A 22,424-nucleotide genomic window follows, 5' to 3' on the forward strand; every position below is an offset into this window, starting at 1 on the left:
TTCCACTTTTACAAGGTTTCCAAATAATCGACCACCGCGCAGATCTGGTCGTCGGGGGTCGATGCGCCGGCGGTCACGCCCACCGTTTCGCAGCCTGCGAACCACGCCGGGTCGATTTCGTCGACGCGCTCGATGAAATAGGAGCGCTCGCAATGGGCCTTGCAGATGTCGTAGAGATGCGTGGTATTCGACGAGTTCTTCCCGCCGATCACCACGATGGCGTCCACTTCGTCGGCAAGGTCGGCCGCGGAATTCTGCCTCTGGCGCGTGGCGAAACAGATCGTGTTCTTCACCACGGGCTCGATGCCGCGGGCGCGGACCGCCTCGACCACCGCTTCGAGCTTCTCTTTGCTTTCCGTGGTCTGCACGACGATGCCCACGGGCTCGATGAGATCATCGGGCAGCTCGTCGACGTCGGCCACCACCACGGCGCGCTCGCCCGCATGGCCGCACAGGCCCTTGACCTCGGGATGCTCGGCGCGACCGATCACGATCACCGTTCCGCCCGCGTCGCGCAGCTCGCCCGCGGAGCGCTGCGCCTTCGCCACATGGGGGCACGTGGCGTCGATCACCGTCAGCCCCTTGTCCTTCAGCTGCTGCATCACATGGGGCTCGACCCCATGGCTGCGAATGACCACGATGCCGCTTTCGATATCGTCGACGCTTTTCGCAACCTTGACGCCCTGCTCTTCGAGCTGCTTGACCACGGTAGGATTGTGGATCAGCGGCCCGAGCGTATGGGTGTCGTCCTCGTCCATCATGGCCACGACGGCCATATCGAGCGCGCGCTCGACTCCATAGCACACGCCCGCATGCTTCGCCCTGACAACGCGCATCGGCTTACTCCCCTTTTCGTGACATATCGCGCCCCGCGAATGCGGAGGCGAAATCCTTCGCATCGGGGAAAAGCTCCCCCATGTCGATCTGCTCGCGATCGATGTCGCGAGACAACGCATAGCACTCCCTCATGACATACCATGCCACGGCATCGAGCCTGTCTTCCTTGGGAAGAAAGTCGAAATCTTCCAGGAAAACCGGCGCGCCGAAGACCACTTCGATCTTCGGGAAATGAACGAACGTGCTGTCCTTCGGCTTGACCTTTTCGACGTTGCGAACACTCGACGGAACGATCGGCGCCTTGCCCATGCGCGCGATGAATGCGACGCCCGCATGCAGCTCGGGTTCGGCCGAACCGCGGCCGCGGCGCGTGCCCTCGGGAAAGATGCCCACGGCCTCTCCGCGCTTGAGCATGGCAGAAGCCCTCTTGATGGCGGTCCTATCGGCGCTCGAGCGCTTGATGGGAAACGCGCCGACGCGGGAAATCACCTGGCCCGCGATGCCCTTCGCGTTTTCGAACATGTTGTCGCGCGCCATGAACCTGATCCACTGCGAGGGACGAGCGGACAGCCACAGAAACACCGGGTCGAGATACGACACGTGATTGCCTGCGATCACGCAGCCTTTTCCGTCGCGAAACGCGCGCACATGCTCGACGCCTTCGACGGAAAACCTGAACGCGACCTTGAACGCCGCGAACAAAACGCCGTAGACGACGTTACCCACCAGGTGAGGGATGGGTTTTGCGCCCTTGCCCTCCCGCTCGGCCGAAGCCTGATCGATAGGCATGTCCCACATTTCTTCGTATGCAAGCATCGGCTCCCCCTAGAAGCCGCGCGCGGCGCGTGCTCGCGTGCAGATGTCGTCGATCACATCTTCGATGGTGCGGCCCGTGGAATCCATCCGCACGGCGTCTTCCGCGGCGATAAGGGGGGCGGTTTCGCGGCTGGAATCCAGCTCGTCGCGACGCACGATGTCGGCGAGCACTTCGTCGAAATCGACCGATCCGACGCCGCGCTGCTCGTTTTGCAGGACGCGACGGCGGGCGCGCTCCTCGTTGCTCGCGGTCAGAAACACCTTGACCTCGGCCTTCGGAAACACCACCGTGCCGATGTCGCGGCCTTCGATGACGAAATCGCCCTGATGGCCAAGCCTGCGCTGCTGCTCGACGAGCGCCTCACGCACGAGCGGATGCGCGGAAACGATGCTGACGGAACGGTCGATGCGCGCCGTGCGGATGTCGTCGGTAACCTCGACTCCGTCGATGAAGACGCGCTTGGGAACCGGGTCGCCCTCGACGTGGCCGAACGAGATGGCCTTTTCTCGGGCGATGGACGCGCAGCGCTGCTCGTCGGACAGCTCGACGCCCGCCTCGAGCGCCGCCAACGCGATGCAACGATACATGGCCCCGGTATCGAGGCAGCTGAATCCGAGGTGTTTCGCGACGGCCTTGGCGACCGTCGATTTTCCAGCCCCCGAAGGGCCGTCTATAGCAATGATCATGAAAAGCCTTCCTTGAAAACCGTGCGAACTATCGAAGACGCAATAGTATAAAGCGAAACGAGGAAGTCCGTCGCCATCGCTTTCAGAAAGATGCGCCGATCAAGCGCGGCGCACGAGCGACCTGATATCGCCGAGGAACCCCGGATAGCTCGCCGAGACCGCCTCGAAATCCTCGACTACCACGGCCGATTCGCTCACGAGACCAGCCAAAGCCCAGGTCATAGCCAAACGGTGGTCGCCGCCCGACGAGAGCCGCAGCCCTTCGGGAACCTGCAGGCCGGGATTTCCTTCTATATAAAGGTCGTTTCCGTCCATCCAGGCATTGACGCCCAGCAGGCCGAGCCCGTCTATGACGGCCGCGATGCGGTCGGTCTCTTTCACGCGCAGCTCGCCCACCTCGCGAAACACCGTGATGCCGCGCGCATGGGCGGCCACCAGGGAAAGCGCAGGAACCTCGTCGACCAGCGACGCGATCTTTTCCGCAGGAACCTCGCATCCGTGAAGGTCGTCGCAATAGCGCACCGAAACGATGCCCGAAAGCTCCTTGCCCGACGAAGAGACGCCGCGACGCGACGCGTCGACGCCCATCTGCTCGAGCGTGCGCAGAAAACCGATGCGCGCGGGATTGAGGGAAACCCCTTCGATCTGGATGGCGCTTCCGGGCTTGAGCGCCGCGGCGCAGGCGAGAAACGCCGCCGACGAAGGGTCTCCCGGAACCTCGACTTCGCATGCATGCATGGGTGCGGAGCCGCACACCTGCGCCACGCCCGACGCCGCCGTGGTCGGCACGCCGAACAGCGGCAGCATGAGCTCGGTATGGTTGCGCGAAGGAGAAGGCTCCGTGACGCACGTCGTGCCTTCGGCGCCGACTCCCGCAAGCAAAACAGCCGTTTTCACCTGGGCCGACGCAATGGGAGAATCGTATTTTGCCGCACGCAGCGAACGCGTTCCGCGCACCGTCAGCGGAAGCGTGGCCGCGCCTTCGGGAAAAAAGCGCGCGCCCATCCTGGACAAAGGCGCGGTCACGCGCGCCATCGGCCGGCGGCGCAGCGATTCGTCGCCCGTAAGCTCGACTTCGATATCCCACGGCGCGAGAACGCCCATCAACAAGCGGGCCGTCGTTCCCGAATTGCCGCAATCGATGGGTCCGTCGGGCGTGCGCGGACCTTGCGCGCCCCATCCGGTGATTCCTCCCGCAAGGCTTCCGTCGGCCATCTTCTCCAACGCGACGCGCGCGCCGAGCTGCTGGACGGCACGGACCGAAGAACGCACGTCGTCGGAATCGAGCACGCCGGAAAGGCGCGTGGTTCCTTCGGCCATGGCGGCGAAAAGCACCGCCCTATGAGAAATGCTCTTATCGCCCGGCACATGCACGCTGCCCGTCAGGCAACCCTCGAGCGGTTCGATAATCGTGGTTCTTGCCTGCGTGTCCATGATCGCTCCTCGTCGTCGAACGACACGCGCCTAAACGCGCCTTGAGGCGGATTCTACCACTGCGCGTCTTCGAGGCCGGCGGCGCGGCGAAGCTCCGCCACCTCATCGGCATCCAGAAGCCTCCACGACCCTTCTTCGAGGCCGCGCAGCCCCAAGGGTCCGAAGCTTTTCCTATGCAGCTCGACCACCGGATGGCCTACGAACGAGCACATCCTTCTGACCTGGCGCTTGCGCCCCTCGTGGATGGTGATGGACACGAGCGAACGGCCCCGCGCGGCCTCGAGCACCTCGACTTCGGCGGGAAGCGTCATGCCGTCGTCGAGCAGCACGCCCTCGCGAAGGCGGCGCGCCTCGCCCGGCGTCATGACGCCGTCGACGAGCGCCTCGTAGGTCTTGTCGACGTGCTTGCGCGGATGCAGCAGCCCATTTCCAAGCTCGCCGTCGGTCGAGAACAGCAGCAGGCCCGTGGTGTCGTAATCGAGCCTTCCGATCGGGAAGAGCCCGGGATAGCGGTCGTGCGGAACCAGGTCGGCCACCGTCGGACGGCCCTGAGGGTCCGACATCGTGGTGATATAGCCCGCGGGCTTGTGCAGCATGATCGTGACGGCGCCGTCGGCCAGATGCACCTGCATGCCGTCCACAGTGACGACGTCGACGCGAGGGTCCACCCTGCTTCCGAGCTCGGTCACCACCGCGCCGTTCACGCAGACGCGGCCGGCGGTCATGAGGTTTTCGCTTCCCCTTCTGCTCGCGACGCCTGCTCGGGCGAGGAATTTCTGCAAGCGCATCGACACGATGCGCTTCTGTTCGGTTTCATCGGACAAGGCCGTCCTCCTTCGTTTCGTAAGGCTCGAACGCGAACTCGTCGGAAAAATCCGACACGAAGCCCGCCTCGAGCGCAGCGTCAGCATCGTCGCAGGCCGCGGCCGCCTCATCGGCCTGGGCCCTGGTTATGCCGAGTCTTTCGCCGATCAGCTCGCGCGTGCGCTCGTCGGGAGCAAACTCGTCGAGGTCGGGCAGATCGGCCGGGCTCGCCAGCCCGAATTTCTCCAGAAACGTCTTCGTGGTCGCATACGTCATGGGCTGCCCGGGGCTGCGAGAGTCCTTGCCCGCCTCGCGGACCAGGCCCTTTTCGACAAGCGAGTTGAGCGGGCTATCGGAATTCACGCCGCGCACCGACGCCACCAGAGCGCGCGTGACAGGCTGGCAGTAGGCCACCACGGCAAGCGTTTCCAGCGCGGCCTGGGAAAGACGGCGGGTATCCCACGAAAGCACGTAGCGCTCCACCAGGCCGTGGTAGCGCGGATGGGTGTAAAGCCTCCAGCCGCCGGCGACCTCGCGCAGCTGGATGCCCGAACCGTCCGAAGACAAGCGCTCCTGCAGCGCCTCGAGCGCCTGGAGCGCTTTCGAACGGTCGATTTCGAGCATCTCGGCGAGCGTCGAAGCGGCCACGGGCTCGTCGCTGACGAACAGCAGCGCCTCGATCGCGCCCGGAATATCGGAATCGGGCAGCTCTTGAAGCGTCATGACCACTCCTTTTCATCATCTTCGCCGAACACGAGCTCGCCGCTTCCCTCGATGAAATCGATGGCGATATCGGCGAAAGGGCCGTCTTGAACGAGGTCGACCATCGTGCGCTTGTAAAGCTCGAGCAGGGCGAGAAAGCTCGCCACGCGGGCGGACAGCGAAGGCGCCTCGGCCAAAACCTCGCTGAACATCATGTGCTTGCGCGCGCTGATGCGGCGATGAATCGAACGCACCTGTGTTTCCACCGCAATGGGCTTGGCCGCGATGTGCTCGCTTTCAAGCAGGAACACCTCGCGGCGTGCAAGGGCCCGGGCGGCCAAGCGCCCCAGGTCGTCGATGGTCGTCTCCTTCAAATAGTCGGGCGCAAGGTCGAGGAATTCCTCGTCGGGTCCGAACAGACGCGGATGCATGAGCCCCTCATGCTCGAAGCGCGCACCGAGCGCCGCCGCGGCGTTTTTGAACTGCTTGTATACGATCAGGCGCTCGACCAGCATATCGCGCGCTTCGCTGGGAGAAAGCTCGTCGAATTCATCGAGCGCTTCATCTTCTTCGCGCGGAAGAAGCGAGGCGGCCTTGATTTCGAGCAGCGTCGAAGCCACCAGAAGGAAATCGCTTGCGACGTCGAGGTCGAGCTCTTGCATGCGGTCGACGTAGGCGAGGTACTGGTCGACGATCCGCGCCACCGAGATGGAGCCGATATCGACCTTCTTACGACCGACCAGATGCAGCAGAAGATCGAACGGCCCCTCGAAGCTGTCTATGCGCACGCGATACGACATAGGACTATATGGCGAACGGGAACAGCAGGCGCGCCAACGTTCCCGCAGTGACGTCGAGGTATGCGCCGATCGGATTGACGTGGAAGATATACGGCACGAGCAGCACCACGACCATGAACACCGGCAGCGCATAGCGCTGGATGCGGTAATAGCTTGCAAGCTGCTTGTCGTTGAGGAGCAGCGCGATCACGCTGGAGCCGTCGAGCGGAGGCAACGGAATCAGGTTGAAGAACATGAGGTACAGGTTCACCAGCGCGAACATGGGCAGGAAGAACAGGTAGAAGTAAAAGAACAGCTCGCTTTCGGCCACCAGCTCGGGCGCCGACGGATAGAACAGCCACGCCACGACGCCGGCGAGCAGCGCCATGGCCAGATTGGCAGCGGGACCGGCAAGGCCGACGATGGCCTCGCCTTTCCTCTTGTCCTTGAAATACGATGGATTGTACGGCACAGGTTTCGCATAGCCGAAAATAGGACCGCCGAGCGCCAGCAGAAGCAGCGGCATGAGCACGGTGCCGAACGGGTCGATGTGCTTGAGCGGATTGAGGCTCAGGCGTCCGCGGTTTTTCGCCGTGGGATCGCCCAGCTTCGCCGCGGCGAATCCGTGCGCCACCTCGTGGAACACGATCGCGGGAATGAAGCTGAGCACAGAACAGATAAGATAAGGAAACGAAGTCATGGTCTCGCAGTCTATCGAAGGGACGGGCGCCTGCGCGAAGCAGGCATTCATGATGCAGAAGGACTCTTACGTAAGTCCCTGAAACGACGTCTGGCGCATCGCCTCGTACGCGCCGATGGCCACGGCGTTGCTCACATTGAGGCTGCGCAAGTCGCGGCGCATGGGAATGCGCACGCACGAATCCTGGAAACGCTCGAGGTATTCACGGTCGAGCCCGCGGCTTTCGCGACCGAACACCAGATAGCTTCCCTCGCCGTAGGAAACGTCGGAATACAGGCGCTCGGCGCTGCCCGTGAACAGGTGGAGTTCGTCTTGGGCATGGGCTTCGAAAAACGCCTCGGCGCAAGGCCAGCGGATTATTTCCACCTTATCCCAGTAATCGCAGCCCGCGCGTTTGATGTTGCGGTCGGTCAGGCGAAAGCCCATCGGCTCGACAAGGTGCAAACGGGCGCCCAGGCATGCGCAGGTGCGGGCGATATTGCCCGTGTTCTGCGGGATCTCGGGCTCGACGAGCACGATATTCAAAGGCTCCATAACCTTCCTTTCTGAAACGACGGCGAACGTATGCGAGACGAAACGCGCGCCCGCCACGCGACGGGCTTCGAAGCAGGCGGCTAGGCCTCCTGCTGGCGCGCCATTTCCTCTTCGAGCTCTTCGGTGAGCAGGAACCACTCCTCCTCCGCCTCGGCCAGGCGCTTCTTGATGCGGGCATGCTCTGCCACGGCATCCGAGCTCGCCGATTCGTTGATATAGAAATCGGGGTCGGCCATCAGCTCGAGAAGCTCCTTCATGCGCGCGTTGTCGCGCTCCATCTGGGCATCGAGCTCGGCGATGCGCTTGCGATGGTGCTTCAAGGCGGCATAGGCCCTGTTGCGGGCCTCGGCTTCGCGGCGCTTCTGCTCCTTGGATTTCGGAGCGCTCGCGCGCGGAGCCGTCAGCTCGACGGGCTTTCCGGGAGCAGCGGGCGCGGGCTGGGCGGCCTTCGCCTTCGCTTTCGCGCGCTTCTCCTTGGCCGCGCCGCGCTTCGCGCGCGAACGAACGTCGCCTTCGGGCTGGTCGAGGAAGTCCTCGAGCGAAGACGCCGAAAGATCGCCGCCCTGCTCGAGCTGGCCCGACTTGAACAGGTAGTAATCGTAGTCGCCGTCGTAGACGGTCATCTTGCCAGGGACCACTTCCACGATCTTGTTGGCCACGCTGCGAATGAGATGGCGGTCGTGCGTGATCAAGACGATGGTTCCATCGAAACGGTTCAGGGCCTGCTCGAGGATATCGGCGCTCGCGATGTCCAAGTGGTTGGTGGGCTCGTCCAGACAAAGCAGAGGCGCGGGGGCCACGAGCATCTTCGCCAAGGCGAGGCGGCACTTCTCGCCGCCCGAAAGCACGCCGACCTTCTTATCGACCGCGTCTCCCTGGAACAAAAACGCGCCGAGGAGGCTTCTGACCTGGCTGATCGTCCAACCGGGAGCCACGCGGTCGAGCTCTTCGAACACCGTGTTTCCGGGATAGAGCTCTTCGAGCTGGTGCTGGGCGAAGTAGGTCTTGCTCACGTGCACGCCGTATTCGATCGACCCGGCATCGGGGGCCAAGGCTCCCGCGATCATCTTGAGCAGGGTCGATTTGCCGGCGCCGTTCGGGCCGACCAAAGCCACCTTCTCGCCGCGGAAGATGGAGAAATCGAGCCCGTCGTAGACATGCTTCTCGCCGAAAGACTTCGACACGCCGTCGAGGCGAACCACCATATCGCCCGTGCGCGGCGGCTGCACGAAGTTGAAATGCACCGTTTTCTTTTCCTGAGGCACTTCGATGCGCTGGATCTTCTCGAGCTTTTTCACGCGGTCCTGGACCTGCTTGGCCTTGGTGGGCTTGTAACGGAACTTCTCGATGAACGCCTCCATATGGGCGATCTCTTCGGCCTGCTTTTCGGCCTCCTGTTTCAGACGCTCGATATGCTCCTCGCGTTGACGCAGATACGACGAGTAGTTGCCCTTATACAGCTGCAGGCGGCCGCCATCGATTTCGGCGACGCGATCGACCATATTGTCCATGAAGGCGCGGTCGTGCGAAACCACCACCACGGCGCCTTCGTAGCCGCGCAGAAAGCCTTCGAGCCACTTCACGCTTTCGAGGTCGAGATGGTTGGTGGGCTCGTCGAGCAGCAGCACGTCGGGCTTGCGAATCAAGAGCTTGGCCAAGGCGATGCGCATCTGCCAGCCGCCCGAAAACTCGTTCGTCGAGCGGGACATGTCTTCCTCTTTGAAGCCGAGGCCGAACATCACGCTTCTGACCTGGGATTCAAGAACGTATCCGCCCAGCGATTCGTACACGTCGCGCGCGCGGCCGCACGCCTTGAGCGCTTCCGGGGTCGGGTTGTCTCCCAGGCTTTCTTCGAGCTGCTGCAGGCGACGTTCGGCTTCGAGCACCTCGGACTGGCTGGAAATGACTTCTTCGAAAATGGAGCGGTCCTCCATTTCGATGGCTTCCTGCTCGAGATATCCCGCCTGGGCGCCGCGGGCGAACACGATCTGGCCTTCGTCGGCATCCTCGTTGCCCGTGATGATGTTGAGCAGCGTGGTTTTGCCGGCGCCGTTGGGGCCGACAAGGGCAAGGCGGTCGTGCGCCTCGAGGCGGAAGTTCACGTCGGAGAACAAAACGCGCCCGCCGAAGCTTTTGGACACGTGTTCTATCTGCATAATCATATTCGTTCACCCTCATACGCACGGAAGCGCCCGACGGCCATGCCGCCAGACGCAACCGAGAAAATCAATTGCATGAAAAACAATCGCCTAGTCTACACGATTTCGCGGCCCCGCTTCCAGACGGCGCGCGGCTTCGACCGCCCGCCCCGACGAAGAAGATGCGGCGAATCCGCGCGCCTACCAGTGCACGATCACGGCATCGCCCGTCTTGATGACGCCGAACAGCGCCGCGGCCTTGTCGACCGACAGGTTGATGCACCCGTGGCTTCCGTAGGTCTTATACGCGTTCGGATCGCCGAACACCTTGTCGGGCTGCCACGGCGCATCGTGCAGGCCGATCATATTGCCGACGAAGGGCATCCAGTAATCGACAGGAGAATCCCATTCGGGCTTGTTCGTTTCAGGATCGACCGGCCCGCGCAGCGACACGTCGCGCTGGAGGTTTTTCAGCGAGTACACGCCCGTGGGAGTGTCGTCGTCGCCGTTCGGCTTGCCCGTCACGATGGGAGCGTCCCACACGAGCGCGCCCGATTCGTCGTAGTAATAGGCATGCTGCTCGGTCAGGTCGATGTCGCAATAAGCGTCCCAATCGCGGCCCGGCGCCGTATAGCCGTTGCCCGTCACCGAGGTGGGGATTTCCAAATCGCCCACGGTGCCGTTGCCGACGGCCTCCTGGATGGCGCTCACCAATGCGGCCGAATCGACCTTCCAGCCGTAATCGCCGCCGCCCACTTCGACATGCTTGCCGTCGGGGCGCGTGTACGAACGCGTCTTGCCCACCGTATCGAGAGAAGACGCGAGCTTGTTGGCCCAAGCATCCAGAGCGGCGCTGTCGAGCACGGGCTCCATGTTCTCGTCGAACGTGATCCACTGAGAGATGGTCGAGCCATCGAGCTCGGCGATCTTCGTGCCGTCGGTGGACGACTTCAAAACCACGTCGCACCCGATCATCAGGTTCGCTTTATCCGCAGCGGCGGCAAGGCGGCTGTCGCCGGCAAGGACCGCGGGCTTGATCAGCACCTCGTCGGTCAGCTTCACGGAGTCCTGCATGGAAGCGATGGCCTGCGCGGCCGCCTGAGTCACGGCGTCGGCGGAAACCTGCTTGCCGTACACCTCGTCAATGACGGCATAGGCGCCCTGGTCCGCATCGAACGCCACGTGCGCGTCGGCGGAAGGATCGGCGGCTTCGTTGAAGGCATCGACAACCTCATGCACGGCTTCGCTCAGCGACTCGGTATCGCTTGCGGCCACCATGCGCTCGGTCTCGTCGTGGCTGCCTCCGATGCGAAGCGGCCATTTCCAGGGCTCGGAATCGGCAAGCGCCTCTTCGACGATGGCGCGGGCATCGACGCCGATGCCCGCCTGGACGGAAGAAATGGTGAAATCGAGACCCTGGCCTTCGACCTGCAGCGTGTAATCGCGCTCGGCCTCGGAAAGCATAGCGGCGGCTTCGTCGGCGCCCTTCATGGACAAATCGAGCGCGCCCATGACCGTATTGGGGTAGAAACGACCCGTGAACATAACGGCGCCCGCCACGTAAACCACGGCAAGAAGCAGCACGACGGCGCCCGCCGTGATGGCGGCCGCCTTTCCCTTGCGCGACTTGGGGGCATGCTCGAACGCAGAGCCGTTCGCGGGATGCTGCGGTCCCGGCTGCTGGGGACCCGCCTGGCGCGCGCCCCCGCGGGCACGGCGGGAAACATCCACAGGCATCACGCTGGTCGAGCCAGCAGCCGCATCGGGGGTCACGCGCGCATGCGCGCCCCTGCGCGCCTTCGCCGAGGCAGCATCGACGGGACGATACGCCGCCGTTGCAGCAAGATTGAACCCGCCCGTCGACGCAAGAGATTCGGCGCCGTTGCGACCAGGGGGAAAACTCTCATGTTTCGCCTGGTCGCGCGTCGCTTCCGCGAAATCCCGATTCTTTGCTTCTTTCTTGCCGCTCACGCTTGCCACCCTCTGTTGAAAACCCGCTCGGTTCTTTCATCCGTGTAACCTGGATAGTTTACTTATCGCAGAAGCGATGCGTCAATAACGGCACAAACCACGAGAGCAACAAACACAAACGCGCCATCGACGGCGAAGACCCAGGCTTAGGGGACGTGCTTTTTATCCTATAAGCCCGCTTTTTGTTCGCTAAGCCGCCAGGCCACAAGCCCAAAGTCCTGTACAAGCGCATATCGCGGGAATACGAAAAGAACCCGCAGACTTCCGTCGTGCGGGTTCTTGAAGATTCATATGGCTCCCCGGGTAGGATTCGAACCTACAACCTATCGGTTAACAGCCGAGTGCTCTGCCGTTGAGCTACCGAGGAATGTAGAGAATACAAGACCCGCCTGAGCGGGTCTTGAAAGTTTCAATGGCTCCCCGGGTAGGATTCGAACCTACAACCTATCGGTTAACAGCCGAGTGCTCTGCCGTTGAGCTACCGAGGAATGAAATGGTGGGCGTTACAAGATTTGAACTTGTGACCCCTTCCGTGTGAAGGAAGTGCTCTCCCCCTGAGCCAAACGCCCATTTCATGTGCTCTTTTCGCTTTGGAGTTGTTTCCTTAGCGCCAAGCGCAGGACAGTATATTACGCACATCGCCCAGTCTTGGCAAGCCCTTTTTTCAACTTTTTTGAAAAAGTTGGTCCTGCACTCCCGAACTACTCGGAGGCGCCTGCGTCGAACGCCTCCACGACGCGCGCGATTGCATCGAAGCACGCATCCTGGATCAGCCCATTGCCCCTGACGCGGTTCGAAGGCTCCCGAAGCACGTCGTCTTTCAGCCGCTCCAATGCCGCGGCCGAAACCGCGCCCGAAGACTCCGCCATCCAAAAGATCAGTTCGCCGCACTTGATCGACCTCCCGAACGTCGCGTCGGGAGCGCTCGCGGCCGACCACGATTCGATCAAGTGCCAATACTGCGTAGGGCGGTCGATGCCGCGTTCTCGCGCGCGATCTATATATCCGCCGCGTTTCTGAACGTACCCGCCCGCGATAAGGTCGTCCGTAAGCGGGGTTGCAACATCCTTCTTATCTATGAAGAACGCGCGAACCTGGTAGTTTTTCATCGCCCCGCACACCTTTCAGGAAACGCCTTCCCGTCCGTCTGCACGCCGCCCGACGGCACGTGTCTTACATACCTTCTTCGAAGCGCCGCACCGACACGCACCGGCGACAAAGCCCCTTCGCTGCCGCCGATGCGTCTTTTTGGCCCTATTAACTAACGTGATATTTTCACTATATAGATGCCACTTTTCCTTTTCTATACTTTTGGTCTTGCCGTTATAAATATTTCGATATATTCGATAAGTTCATATTGAATATATCGAATGCAAACATCGCAGAATACGCTTCGAATCCGTCGAGCCATGCGATCGAGGGCGGCAAGGTCGAGTTCGTGCTGCAGCATGGGCAGAAGGCCGTCGTGAGGAAGTCCCGCAGGGAGCCGGGCCGTACGCAGCCCGACTCCACCGACAGCCTGCTCCGATACGAAGCGCTCTTCCCTACTGCTTCAGCGCTTCGACGCTTGCACTCTTGCCAGGATAGACGCTCAAAGGCTCGAAGTGGATCTTGGCCACGCCCGCCAGATCGGTGCCGTTCTGAGCATTGTAATCGTCCAGATACGGCTGGTGCTGGAAGTAGTTGGCGTCGAGGTCGCCTTCGGAAAGCGCCACATTGGGCTGCACGTAATCGGTGAATTCGACCACTTCGAGCACCCAGCCCTTCGCTGCCAGCACGTCTTTCACCTGAGCGAGGATCTCGGCATGGGGCGCGGGCGATGCGCCTACCTTGATGACGACGTCGTCGCCTTCCGCCTGCGGGATATCGCCCGCCGCGCCCGGCTCGAACACGGCCGTCACGGCGCCGCTATAGGCGGCGGCGATGAACTCCTGCACCTCGTCGCTTTGCAGCGCCGCCAGAAGCGCCGCGGTCTTGACCGAGCCCTCATCGCCCGCACGGACCACGATCACGTTGGCGAACTTATCGGCAGCGGCCGAAGCGGCATCCTCCGAAGCGAACGCGGTAGCCGGATCGAGCCCTGCGCCGATCGCGTAATTGCCGTTGATCACCGCCGCGTCGACATCGGCCGTCACGCGCGGCAGCGACGCCGCCTCCGTCTCGACGATTTCGATGCCGTAGGGGTTTTCGACGATGTCGTTTTTAGTCGCCGCAAGGCCCGCGCCTTCGGCCAGCGTGATCAACCCCTGGTCTTCCAGCAGCAGAAGCGCTCGCGCCTCGTTGGTGGCGTCGGAAGGAACGGCGACCTGCTTGGCCGCGCCGCCGCAGCCGGCAAGCGAGAACGCAAGCGCGAATGCCGCTGCGAAACCTGCGCACGACAGGATGAATTTCTTGAATTTCATGGTTTCAGCCTTTCTTTCGGGTGCACGAACCTAGCGCGGCCGTGCACGTTTCGATTTCATAGATTCTTTTGTCGAGATTCCGTCAGGAGATGATTTTCGTATCGCGGCGCCATACCTGAGCGCCCTCGCGGCACTTCGAATGAAAAGCCCTACGGCAAAGGGCCGGCTAACGCAAGCGGTGATCCGTCCTGCGCGCCGCAGCGCTGGCCAGGCTCTGCGCCAACTGCACGATGACGATACACAGCACGATCGCCGCGATCATCACGTCGTCCTGATAGCGCTGGTAGCCGTAGCGGATGGCGATATCGCCCAAGCCGCCCGCGCCCACCGTGCCTGCCATGGCGACGAAGCCGAACAGCGTGATGAACGTGATGGACAGACCGCGGATCAGCGAAGGAGCGCTTTCGGCCAGCAGCACTTTGAACACGGTCTGCGCGGTGGAGGCGCCGAAGCTCGATGCGGCCTCCACCAGGCCCTCATCGACTTCTGACAAGCTCTGCTCGACCATGCGTGCCACGAAGGGAACCGCCGCCGCGGACAGCGGCACGATGGCGGCGGCGACGCCGAGCGACGTTCCCACGATGGCGCGCGTCGCAGGGATCATGAACACGATCAGGATGATGAAGGGAATGGAGCGGCCGATGTTGACAAGCCATCCGACGACCGCGTTGAGCACGCGATGCGGATGCAGGCCGCCCGGCGCCGTGAGGACGAGCAGAACGCCCAGGGGAATGCCGAGCGCGTACGCGAACGCCGTGGAAAGCGCGGTCATCACTACGCTGTCCACCGTGCCCTGCGCCATGAGCGCGCCGTACTGGTCGAGAAACGATGCGATGGACTCCATTTACACCGCCTTCTTCGCAATAACGGGGCTGTCGGCATGACGGAATCCGATCACGCCGTCGGCCTCGACCAGAAGACGGGCCGCCTCGCTTCGCGGCGCGGCGAGCACGTCTTCAACGAAGCCCGCTTCGGCAAGGCGTCCGCGATCGACGACCGCAACCTTGTTGCACACCTGGCGCGCCACGGAAAGCGAATGGGTGATGACCACCACCGTCACGCCGAGCTGCTCGTTGATATCGCGCAGAAGGCCCAGGATCGCATGCGTGGTCAGGGTGTCCAAAGCGCTCGTGGCCTCGTCGCAAAGCAGGATCTTGGGATCGTTCGCCAGGGCGCGGGCGATGGCCACGCGCTGCTGCTGACCGCCTGAAAGCTGGCTGGGATAGAAATCGGCCTTGTCGGCAAGGCCCACCAACGAAAGCAGATCGCGTGCGCGGGCGCGGGCATCGGCCTTGGATACGCCCCGAAGCTCCAGCGGAAACGTCACGTTTCCCAGCACGTCGCGCTGCTGGAACAGGCTGAAGCCCTGAAAGATCATTCCAATCTTCGAGCGCAAAACGCGCAGGTCCTTGCCTTCGTATACCGTTACATCGACGCCGTCGATGACGACCGATCCGCTCGTGGGGCGCTCCAGCAGATTGATGCAACGCACCAAGGTGGATTTGCCTGCGCCCGATTGTCCGATGATGCCGAACACGTCGCCGCGTTCGATATGAAGCGTCACGTCGCGCAGCGCGTCATGCGTGCCCGAGCGACCCTCGTAGGTCTTGGAGAGATTTTTGAGATGTATCATGATTCCTCATACATACCATAGGGGGAAACAACGAGAATGCGGCACGATACGGCCGCCCGGAAGCTAGGCCTGAGTATCGGCCCATGCGCCGATAAACCCAGGCTTGGGCATGTGCATCGGCATGAAGCTCATGGTATGTGCGGAAACGAAAATCATGCGAATCACTATAGTGCGTTAGAGTGATTCGTCAAGAAGAAATATGAAAAAAGCCGCCCGTTTCGGTAACGGGCGGCTCGATGGGCCGAACGCGTTTCAGGCGACGATGCGCGCTACGAAACCTTTTCGGGCTTGGCGGCGTCATAAAGCTCGTCGTAACGGTCCAAGTGCGACTTCGCCTTTCCCTGGGTGTACGTCGCCAGAATCTCGTCTTTGTGCTCGGAGGGCTTTTCGAAGGTCACGTCGAGCGCCCATGCGTTCGTCAAAGCGCTCACGCGGCCGACCTGGCATTCGTACAGCTCGATCACCGTCTGCGCCTGCTCGGCGTAGGCGGACTGCGACGGAATATGCATGGCCTCGATGCCCTTGAGGTCGTTTTGAAGGTCCGCGAGAACCTTGTCGGCGAACTCCTTGGAAGCGGTGCGCGTCGGCATGGAATTGGCCAGGAAGTTCGCATTGAACTCCTCGACGCAGGTGCCGATGCGCTCGTCATAGGACGACAGCTTGCCGTACGCGGCGTCGAGCGAATTGAATATCTCGGCCTCGGTAAGCTTGACCTGGGATTTGTCATCGATCTTCGCAGAAGACGACTCGTCCTGCGCCTTGTCGGGCGCCTCCGCCGAATCCTTGTCCAGGTCGGAAGCGGCATCCTGCTGCGAAGCCTCGGGCGCGGGCGCCTTGTCGTCGACGCCCGACACGGCGATGGGCTCCTTCTGCTGGTCGCCGCCCCATCCGCCGAAATACGCGGCGGCGAGGACGCCCGCCGCCGCAAGCAAGAGCACGATCACCGTCGCCGCTGCGATAAGGGCGGTTTTACGAGGACGCTTCGCGCTATCGAGCGAGAAACGCTTCTGCTTGTTGTCGGTGTTGACGACCACGGAGTCGCGGTCGAGGCGCAACGTGGCATCGGCCGGAAGCTGTCGGCCGTCCACGATGTCGAAGCCGCTCAGGGTATCGACCTGTTTCTTCGTGCCGTCGACCGTCACGGTTTCGAGAATGCGTCCGCCGCATTCTCCGCAAAACCGCGCGCCCGGCTCCAAAGGAGCGCCGCACCACGTGCAGAACTTGGCCATGGCCTAGATGCCCTCTCCGTATCCGAAGCGACGGATCTGGTTCAGATCGCGGCGCCAATTCTTCTTCACCTTGACCTGCAAGTCCAAAAACACCTTGCAGCCGAGCAGCTGCTCGAGGTCGTGACGGGCCTCGATGCCGACCTTCTTGATGCACTCGCCGCCGCGGCCGATGATGATGCCCTTCTGGCTATCGCGCTCGACGTAGACCACCGCATAGATGCGATACATGTCCTTGCCGCGGTCGTATTCGATCTGGTCGGCCGACACGCCGATGGAATGAGGCACCTCGTCGCGGAAGCTGCGCAGGATCTTCTCGCGGATGAACTCGGCGACGAGCACCTCGAAGGGCTGGTCGGTGTCCATATCGTCGGGGAACCATTTCGGACCCTCGGGAAGCCAGCGCGCCACCGCGGTCTCGAAACCCTCCACGTTGAAGCCCGACTTGGAGGAAAGCACCACCTCGTCGTCCCAGCGGCCCAAAGCGCGCGCCGCCTCGAGCTGTGCGATCACCGTGTCTTTATCGACCAGGTCGGCCTTGCTGATCACCAAGATCTTACGCGCATGGCGCACGGCGCGCACCTGCGCCGCCACCCATTCGTCGCCGCGGCCGATCGGCTTGCTCGCATCGATCAGAAATGCCACCACGTCGACGTCTTCCATAGCCTTGATCGCGCTCGTGTTGAGCTCTTCGCCCAGAGCGTCGTGGGGCTTGTGCAGGCCCGGCGTGTCGACCATGATCATCTGGACGTCGTCGCGCGTCACGATGGCGCGAAAACGGTGCCTGGTGGTCTGGGCCGTATTCGACGTAATCGCCACCTTGTGGCCGACCACGGCGTTGATCAGCGTGGACTTGCCGGCGTTGGGGCGGCCGACCAGCGTCACGAAACCGCTCTTGAACTTCTCTGCCATAGGATGGTCTCCTTCGTTTTCATCGACGGGCTTACGGCCCGCGTCTTCTTTCGTCTTCGCCCTCGGCGCGCGATGCGCCCGAAAGCCCGCCCGGTCAGCTTCGAGAGCCCTGCTCTTTCGCCGCCGCGCGCTCATAGGCCTCGACGATGCGCGCCACCAGGTTATGGCGCACCACGTCGCGGCCAGTCAGCGTGCAGAACGCGATGTCGTCGACATCCTGCAAGACGCTTTGCACGCTTTTGAGGCCCGAAAGCCCGCGAGGCAGGTCGAGCTGGGTGATGTCGCCCGTCACGACCATCTTCGAATTGAACCCGAGCCTGGTGAGGAACATCTTCATCTGCTCGGGCGTGGTGTTTTGCGCCTCGTCCAAAATGATGAAGCTGTCGTTGAACGTGCGGCCGCGCATGAACGCGAGCGGAGCGATTTCAATCACGCCGCGGTCGATCAGGTCGCGGGCGCGTTCCATATCGGTCATATCGAACAGCGCGTCGTACAAGGGCCTGATATAGGGGTCGACCTTCTCGGTCAGCGTGCCGGGCAAAAAGCCCAGGTTCTCCCCCGCTTCGACCACCGGGCGCGTGAGGATGATGCGGTTCACGTCTTTGCGCTTGAGCGCGGCCACGGCCATGGCCATGGCCAGATAGGTCTTGCCCGTGCCCGCGGGACCGATGCCGAACGTCACCGTGTTGGAACGGATGGCGTCGACATAGCGCTTCTGGCCGGCCGTCTTGGGACGGATCGCGCGGCCGCGATACGTGAGCAAGATGTCCTCGCGCAGGATGGACGGAGCGAATTCGCCCTGACGCAGAAGCTCGACGGCGCGCAGCGCGTCATCGACCGTCGGCGCCGTTCCCGACGCGGCCATCTTGATCAGATCGCCGAACAAAGCAGTCAGGCTTTGCACCTCGAGCGAATCGCCCGAAAGGATGATGAGATTGCCGCGCACCGTGATGCGTGCGGCGAACGCGTCCGCGATCGCATGAAGGACCGTGTCGGAAGGGCCGACGATGTCCGTCATATCGACGTGATCGGGAACAGTGAGTGTTATGCGTGCTTCGTCATTCATGCGAGCATTTTAGCAAAGACGGGGCTTCGCGCGGGCGCCCCGCATCAAAAGAAGGCCGCAGTCGAACAACATTGCCCTTCTCTTGCAATTCCGACACGAAACGTCCATACGAAAGGCCTCGGCGAGGAAAAATGCCCGGGCGCGCCCCTCTTCGAGAGGGTCGACGGCTTCGCCGATCATCCCCTCGCGCTTCAAACCGCCTCCAAACGTGAAAAGACCCGGAATGAAGATTCATTCCGGGTCAGATATCGAGAGTTCGGTCCGGCATGCGGCCGGACGCTCGAAAGCCCTTCTTCGAAGGAAAGCGGCCTGCGGCGCGCTATTCGCCGTCGTAATGACGCTTGTCAGGAATGACGAAAATAAAGACGAGCGAGCTGAGCAGCAGCAGGAACGGATAGAACAGCAGCGGCATAATCTGGAACGCGGACACCGCATAGCCCAGTTCGGCCGCAGCGGACACGGCAACCAGCATCTGGGCGCCGTAGGGGATCACGCCCTGGAAGACGCAGGAGAAGGTGTCGAGCAGCGACGCCGTCTTGCGCTTGGAGATGTCGTAAGTCTTGGCCATATCGGATGCGATCGGGTTGGCCATGACGATGGCCACCGTGTTGTTAGCGGTGGCGACGTCCATCGCGCCGACGAGCAGGCCCATGCCGAGCATGCCGCCCTTGCGGGACTTGAACAGGCTCTTGATGCCGTTGAGCAGGGCAACGAAACCGCCGTGCTCGCGGATGAGCGCGCAGATCGCGCTGACGAGCACCGCGACCATGGTGGTCTCGAACATGCCGGCGGCGCCGGAGCCCATGTTGGCGAGCAGCTCGGTGGCAGGCGTGGCGCCCGTGGCCACCATGATGACCGTGCCGGAAAGGATGCCGAGCAGCAGCACGATGAAGACGTTGATGCCGACGATGCCGCCGATGAGGACGATCACGTACGGAATGAGCTGGATCAGGTCGTAATCATGGGAGATGCTGCCGTTGAGGTCGGCGCCCATGGAAAGCACCAAGATCAGAATCAGCGTGACGATGGCCGCGGGAAGCGCGATCTTGAAGTTCTCACGGAACTTATCCTGCATCTTGCAGCCCTGGCCCTGGCAGGCGGCGATCGTGGTGTCGGAGATGAACGACAGGTTGTCGCCGAACATGGCGCCGCCCATGACTGCGGCGATGCACAGCGGCAAATCGAAGCCGGAAGCGGCCGAAACGGCCACGGCGATCGGCGCGATCAGCGTGATGGTGCCGACCGAGGTGCCCATCGACACGGACACGAAACAGCTCACCACGAACAGGACCGCCACCGCGTATTGCGGAGGGATGACCGACAGCAGCAGATACGCCACGCTTTCGGCGCTATCGCGACCGACCACGCCGACGAAGATGCCGGCCGCCATGAAGATGAGAATCATCGTGACGATGGTCTTATCGCCTATGCCTTTTCCCATAACCGCAAGTTTCTCCTCGAAGGGAAGCTTGCGGTTCTGGAAGCACGCGACGAGCAGCGCGATCAGGAACACCACGACGATGGGGATGTTGTAAAAGCCCATCGAGATACCCATGACGTACTCGAACACGATGCCGATGCCCAGATACAGGACCAGAAAGACTCCGATAGGGAGCAACGCCTTGACGTTGCCCTTCTCCTTCGCTTCGTTTTCCATTTCCTACCTTTCAAACGGGTTTCGAAAGAGGCGCGCATGAAACGCCTCAGATCTATTGCGAAGGCGCCGCCGCGGAAAAGCCCGAAGCAGACGCCCTTCATGCGCGAAGAAGGGCGCCCGGCTTCGCGCCGGCGCGCCCTGTCCGCGACGCGCCTAGTCGCGCGTCAGCTTGCGATGGATGCGATGCGGCTTGGCGGCCTCTTCGCCCAAACGCTCGATGCGGTTTTTCTGATAGCTGTCGAAGTTGCCCTCGAACCAGAACCAGTTGCCGGGGTTCTCGTCGGTGCCCTCCCACGCCAGGATGTGCGTGGCGATGCGGTCGAGGAACATACGGTCGTGGCTCGTGACCACGGCGCAGCCCGGGAACTCCATCAGCGCCTCTTCCAGGCTCTCGAGCGTCTCGACGTCGAGGTCGTTGGTGGGCTCGTCGAGCAGCAGCAGGTTGCCGCCCTGTTTGAGCGTGAGCGCGAGGTTCAGGCGGTTGCGCTCGCCGCCGGACAGAACACCCGCAGGCTTCTGCTGGTCGGAGCCCTTGAAGCCGAACGCGGACACGTAGGCGCGGCTGGGAACCTCGGTCTCGCCGACCTGCATGTAGTCGAGGCCGTCGGAAACGACCTCCCACAGGGTCTTGTCGGCGTCGATGCCCTCGCGGTTCTGGTCGACGTAGGACACCTTGACGGTCTCGCCCAGCTTGAGCTCGCCGGACGTGGGCTCTTCTTTGCCCACGATCATCTTGAACAGCGTGGACTTGCCCACGCCGTTGGGGCCGATCACGCCGACGATGCCGTTGCGCGGCAGGCTGAAGGACAGATCGTCGATCAGCACGCGGTCGCCGAACGCCTTGTGCAGATGCTCCACGTTGAGCACCTCGGCGCCCAGGCGCGGACCTGCGGGAATATGAATGTCGGTGAAGTCGACCTTCTTGGACTGCGCGGCCTCGGCCACCATGCGGTCGTAGTTCTCCAGACGGGCCTTGCTCTTGGCCTGGCGCGCCTTCGGAGAGCTGCGCACCCATTCAAGCTCGGCCTGCATGCGCTTGGCGAGCTTCGCGTCGCGCTGGCCCTGGGCGGCCATACGGGCCGCCTTGGTCTCGAGATAGGTGGAGTAGTTGCCCTTGTAGGGATACAGATGGCCGCGGTCGACCTCGCAAATCCACTCGGCCACGTTGTCGAGGAAGTAGCGGTCGTGAGTGACGGCCAGGACCGCGCCCTGGTAGCGCTTGAGGAACTGCTCGAGCCACAGCACGCTCTCGGCGTCGAGGTGGTTGGTGGGCTCGTCGAGCAGCAGCAGGTCGGGAGCCTCGAGCAGCAGACGGCACAGCGCCACGCGACGGCGCTCGCCGCCCGAAAGCACGTTCACGGGCATGTCGGGCTCGGGGCACTGCAGCGCATCCATGGCCTGGGAAAGCTGGCTGTCCAGATCCCAGCCGTTGGCGGCGTCGATTTCGTCCTGAAGCCTGCCCATTTCCTCCATGAGCGCGTCGAAATCGGCGTCGGGATCGCCCATCTCGGCGCTGACCTGGTTGAAGCGATCGATCTTGGCCAGGATGTCGCCGAACGCCATCTGGATGTTCTCGAGGACGGTCTTGTCCTCGTCCAGCGGCGGCTCCTGCTGCAGGATGCCGACCGTGTATCCGGGGCTCAGGCGAGCCTCGCCGTTGGAGACCTCCTCGATGCCGGCCATCAGCTTGAGAAGCGTGGACTTGCCCATGCCGTTCGGGCCGACCACGCCGATCTTGGCGCCGGGATAGAACGACAGCGACACGTCGTCGAGGATGACCTTGTCGCCGTGCGCCTTGCGCGCCTTGTACATGGTGTAGATGAATTCCGCCATGCGACACTTCCCTTCTTCAGGTTCGGTTCAAGAAACACGCCGAGGCCGCGCAGGGCGAAGCCGGGGCGCTTCGTGCGAAAAAAGAACGCGGTTTCACGCCGCGTCCTGCGTATTCTACCGGGCGGAACGGCGCTTCGCCGCAGCATTTCGCCGCAGCGACGCGGCAAAGGCGCCTCCGCCCGCCCGAAAGGGCGCGCTCGCTCCCGCGCAAACCCGTCCATACGAAAGAACGCGGCCGAAGCCGCGTCCTTCCCGTTGCGCCGTACGCCCCGCCGCGCCGGCGCGCCTCCGAC

The 22,424-nt window shown here is 62.6% G+C and carries 20 protein-coding genes and 3 tRNA genes; all 23 read right to left on the bottom strand.

Annotation, left to right across the window (positions count from 1 at the left end; genetic code table 11):
• Positions 1–8: 8 nt before the first annotated feature.
• The 23 genes from ispH to ettA all read right to left on the bottom strand — a co-directional run bounded on the left by ispH (position 9) and on the right by ettA (position 22,131).
• A complete protein-coding gene (ispH, locus tag DMP07_RS01370) occupies positions 9–836 on the bottom strand; it encodes a 4-hydroxy-3-methylbut-2-enyl diphosphate reductase (protein ID WP_123197360.1) in 828 nt (275 codons plus the stop codon).
• A 4-nt stretch (positions 837–840) separates the two neighbouring features.
• Positions 841–1,653 carry a lysophospholipid acyltransferase family protein gene (locus DMP07_RS01375; RefSeq protein ID WP_123197361.1) on the bottom strand — a complete coding sequence of 271 codons (813 nt, stop codon included), beginning with the start codon at positions 1,651–1,653 and terminating at the stop codon, positions 841–843.
• Between the two features lie 9 nt (positions 1,654–1,662).
• Complete coding sequence (gene cmk / locus DMP07_RS01380; RefSeq protein WP_123197362.1) at positions 1,663–2,340, bottom strand: (d)CMP kinase; 678 nt, start codon at positions 2,338–2,340, stop codon at positions 1,663–1,665.
• Between the two features lie 99 nt (positions 2,341–2,439).
• Positions 2,440–3,774: a 3-phosphoshikimate 1-carboxyvinyltransferase gene (gene aroA, locus DMP07_RS01385; RefSeq protein ID WP_123197363.1), complete on the bottom strand. Its 1,335-nt coding sequence runs from the start codon at positions 3,772–3,774 to the stop codon at positions 2,440–2,442.
• 53 nt (positions 3,775–3,827) lie between these two features.
• Positions 3,828–4,562, bottom strand: a complete 735-nt coding sequence (locus tag DMP07_RS01390; RefSeq protein ID WP_244594820.1) for a pseudouridine synthase — start codon at positions 4,560–4,562, stop codon at positions 3,828–3,830.
• A 25-nt stretch (positions 4,563–4,587) separates the two neighbouring features.
• Positions 4,588–5,301, bottom strand: a complete 714-nt coding sequence (gene scpB, locus DMP07_RS01395) for an SMC-Scp complex subunit ScpB (RefSeq protein WP_123197365.1) — start codon at positions 5,299–5,301, stop codon at positions 4,588–4,590.
• The gene (locus DMP07_RS01400; RefSeq protein ID WP_123197366.1) at positions 5,298–6,080 is read right to left on the bottom strand and encodes a segregation and condensation protein A; all 783 of its coding nucleotides are present in this window, start codon (positions 6,078–6,080) and stop codon (positions 5,298–5,300) included. Before DMP07_RS01400 ends, scpB begins: the two co-directional genes overlap by 4 nt.
• A 4-nt stretch (positions 6,081–6,084) precedes the next feature.
• Complete coding sequence (locus DMP07_RS01405) at positions 6,085–6,759, bottom strand: site-2 protease family protein (protein ID WP_123197602.1); 675 nt, start codon at positions 6,757–6,759, stop codon at positions 6,085–6,087.
• Between the two features lie 66 nt (positions 6,760–6,825).
• The gene (locus tag DMP07_RS01410; RefSeq protein WP_123197367.1) at positions 6,826–7,293 is read right to left on the bottom strand and encodes a tRNA (cytidine(34)-2'-O)-methyltransferase; all 468 of its coding nucleotides are present in this window, start codon (positions 7,291–7,293) and stop codon (positions 6,826–6,828) included.
• Positions 7,294–7,373: 80 nt separating this feature from the next.
• A complete protein-coding gene (gene abc-f, locus DMP07_RS01415) occupies positions 7,374–9,455 on the bottom strand; it encodes a ribosomal protection-like ABC-F family protein (protein WP_123197368.1) in 2,082 nt (693 codons plus the stop codon).
• Between the two features lie 177 nt (positions 9,456–9,632).
• Positions 9,633–11,402 (bottom strand): L,D-transpeptidase family protein, encoded by a 1,770-nt coding sequence (locus tag DMP07_RS01420; RefSeq protein ID WP_148039621.1) that lies wholly within the window; start codon positions 11,400–11,402, stop codon positions 9,633–9,635.
• Positions 11,403–11,694: 292 nt separating this feature from the next.
• Positions 11,695–11,769: transfer RNA gene (locus DMP07_RS01425), tRNA-Asn, on the bottom strand.
• Between the two features lie 46 nt (positions 11,770–11,815).
• Positions 11,816–11,890: transfer RNA gene (locus DMP07_RS01430), tRNA-Asn, on the bottom strand.
• A 6-nt stretch (positions 11,891–11,896) separates the two neighbouring features.
• A tRNA-Val gene (locus DMP07_RS01435) sits at positions 11,897–11,971 on the bottom strand.
• A gap of 132 nt (positions 11,972–12,103) precedes the next feature.
• On the bottom strand, positions 12,104–12,511 hold the full coding sequence (locus DMP07_RS01440) for a hypothetical protein (protein WP_123197370.1): 408 nt from the start codon (positions 12,509–12,511) through the stop codon (positions 12,104–12,106).
• A 435-nt stretch (positions 12,512–12,946) separates the two neighbouring features.
• The gene (locus tag DMP07_RS09030) at positions 12,947–13,804 is read right to left on the bottom strand and encodes a MetQ/NlpA family ABC transporter substrate-binding protein (RefSeq protein ID WP_123197371.1); all 858 of its coding nucleotides are present in this window, start codon (positions 13,802–13,804) and stop codon (positions 12,947–12,949) included.
• A gap of 166 nt (positions 13,805–13,970) precedes the next feature.
• The gene (locus DMP07_RS01450) at positions 13,971–14,648 is read right to left on the bottom strand and encodes a methionine ABC transporter permease (RefSeq protein ID WP_123197372.1); all 678 of its coding nucleotides are present in this window, start codon (positions 14,646–14,648) and stop codon (positions 13,971–13,973) included.
• Positions 14,649–15,437, bottom strand: coding sequence for a methionine ABC transporter ATP-binding protein (locus tag DMP07_RS01455; RefSeq protein ID WP_211324476.1), 789 nt, complete (start codon positions 15,435–15,437; stop codon positions 14,649–14,651).
• Between the two features lie 269 nt (positions 15,438–15,706).
• Positions 15,707–16,666 (bottom strand): zinc ribbon domain-containing protein, encoded by a 960-nt coding sequence (locus tag DMP07_RS01460; RefSeq protein WP_123197374.1) that lies wholly within the window; start codon positions 16,664–16,666, stop codon positions 15,707–15,709.
• 3 nt (positions 16,667–16,669) lie between these two features.
• Positions 16,670–17,575 (bottom strand): GTPase Era, encoded by a 906-nt coding sequence (gene era, locus DMP07_RS01465; RefSeq protein ID WP_123197375.1) that lies wholly within the window; start codon positions 17,573–17,575, stop codon positions 16,670–16,672.
• A gap of 94 nt (positions 17,576–17,669) precedes the next feature.
• Positions 17,670–18,641: a PhoH family protein gene (locus DMP07_RS01470; RefSeq protein WP_123197376.1), complete on the bottom strand. Its 972-nt coding sequence runs from the start codon at positions 18,639–18,641 to the stop codon at positions 17,670–17,672.
• Positions 18,642–18,960: 319 nt separating this feature from the next.
• A complete protein-coding gene (locus tag DMP07_RS01475; protein ID WP_123197377.1) occupies positions 18,961–20,298 on the bottom strand; it encodes a Na+/H+ antiporter NhaC family protein in 1,338 nt (445 codons plus the stop codon).
• Positions 20,299–20,451: 153 nt separating this feature from the next.
• Positions 20,452–22,131, bottom strand: coding sequence for an energy-dependent translational throttle protein EttA (ettA, locus tag DMP07_RS01480; protein ID WP_123197378.1), 1,680 nt, complete (start codon positions 22,129–22,131; stop codon positions 20,452–20,454).
• Positions 22,132–22,424 lie beyond the last annotated feature (293 nt).

It is taken from the genome of Slackia faecicanis, assembly GCF_003725295.1.
GTDB classification, from domain to species: domain Bacteria; phylum Actinomycetota; class Coriobacteriia; order Coriobacteriales; family Eggerthellaceae; genus Slackia; species Slackia faecicanis.

What these genes read in the sequence shown, in the direction of transcription:
- cmk (WP_123197362.1), bottom strand. Translation starts at nt 2,340, where the DNA reads ATGATCATTGCTATAGACGGCCCTTCGGGGGCTGGAAAATCGACGGTC.
- DMP07_RS01470 (WP_123197376.1), bottom strand. Translation starts at nt 18,641, where the DNA reads ATGAATGACGAAGCACGCATAACACTCACTGTTCCCGATCACGTCGAT.
- ettA (WP_123197378.1), bottom strand. Translation starts at nt 22,131, where the DNA reads ATGGCGGAATTCATCTACACCATGTACAAGGCGCGCAAGGCGCACGGC.
- DMP07_RS01455 (WP_211324476.1), bottom strand. Translation starts at nt 15,437, where the DNA reads ATGATACATCTCAAAAATCTCTCCAAGACCTACGAGGGTCGCTCGGGC.
- DMP07_RS09030 (WP_123197371.1), bottom strand. Translation starts at nt 13,804, where the DNA reads ATGAAATTCAAGAAATTCATCCTGTCGTGCGCAGGTTTCGCAGCGGCA.
- DMP07_RS01450 (WP_123197372.1), bottom strand. Translation starts at nt 14,648, where the DNA reads ATGGAGTCCATCGCATCGTTTCTCGACCAGTACGGCGCGCTCATGGCG.
- scpB (WP_123197365.1), bottom strand. Translation starts at nt 5,301, where the DNA reads ATGACGCTTCAAGAGCTGCCCGATTCCGATATTCCGGGCGCGATCGAG.
- DMP07_RS01440 (WP_123197370.1), bottom strand. Translation starts at nt 12,511, where the DNA reads ATGAAAAACTACCAGGTTCGCGCGTTCTTCATAGATAAGAAGGATGTT.
- DMP07_RS01405 (WP_123197602.1), bottom strand. Translation starts at nt 6,759, where the DNA reads ATGACTTCGTTTCCTTATCTTATCTGTTCTGTGCTCAGCTTCATTCCC.
- aroA (WP_123197363.1), bottom strand. Translation starts at nt 3,774, where the DNA reads ATGGACACGCAGGCAAGAACCACGATTATCGAACCGCTCGAGGGTTGC.
- DMP07_RS01390 (WP_244594820.1), bottom strand. Translation starts at nt 4,562, where the DNA reads ATGCGCTTGCAGAAATTCCTCGCCCGAGCAGGCGTCGCGAGCAGAAGG.
- DMP07_RS01460 (WP_123197374.1), bottom strand. Translation starts at nt 16,666, where the DNA reads ATGGCCAAGTTCTGCACGTGGTGCGGCGCTCCTTTGGAGCCGGGCGCG.
- abc-f (WP_123197368.1), bottom strand. Translation starts at nt 9,455, where the DNA reads ATGATTATGCAGATAGAACACGTGTCCAAAAGCTTCGGCGGGCGCGTT.
- DMP07_RS01410 (WP_123197367.1), bottom strand. Translation starts at nt 7,293, where the DNA reads ATGGAGCCTTTGAATATCGTGCTCGTCGAGCCCGAGATCCCGCAGAAC.
- DMP07_RS01375 (WP_123197361.1), bottom strand. Translation starts at nt 1,653, where the DNA reads ATGCTTGCATACGAAGAAATGTGGGACATGCCTATCGATCAGGCTTCG.
- DMP07_RS01400 (WP_123197366.1), bottom strand. Translation starts at nt 6,080, where the DNA reads ATGTCGTATCGCGTGCGCATAGACAGCTTCGAGGGGCCGTTCGATCTT.
- ispH (WP_123197360.1), bottom strand. Translation starts at nt 836, where the DNA reads ATGCGCGTTGTCAGGGCGAAGCATGCGGGCGTGTGCTATGGAGTCGAG.
- era (WP_123197375.1), bottom strand. Translation starts at nt 17,575, where the DNA reads ATGGCAGAGAAGTTCAAGAGCGGTTTCGTGACGCTGGTCGGCCGCCCC.
- DMP07_RS01475 (WP_123197377.1), bottom strand. Translation starts at nt 20,298, where the DNA reads ATGGAAAACGAAGCGAAGGAGAAGGGCAACGTCAAGGCGTTGCTCCCT.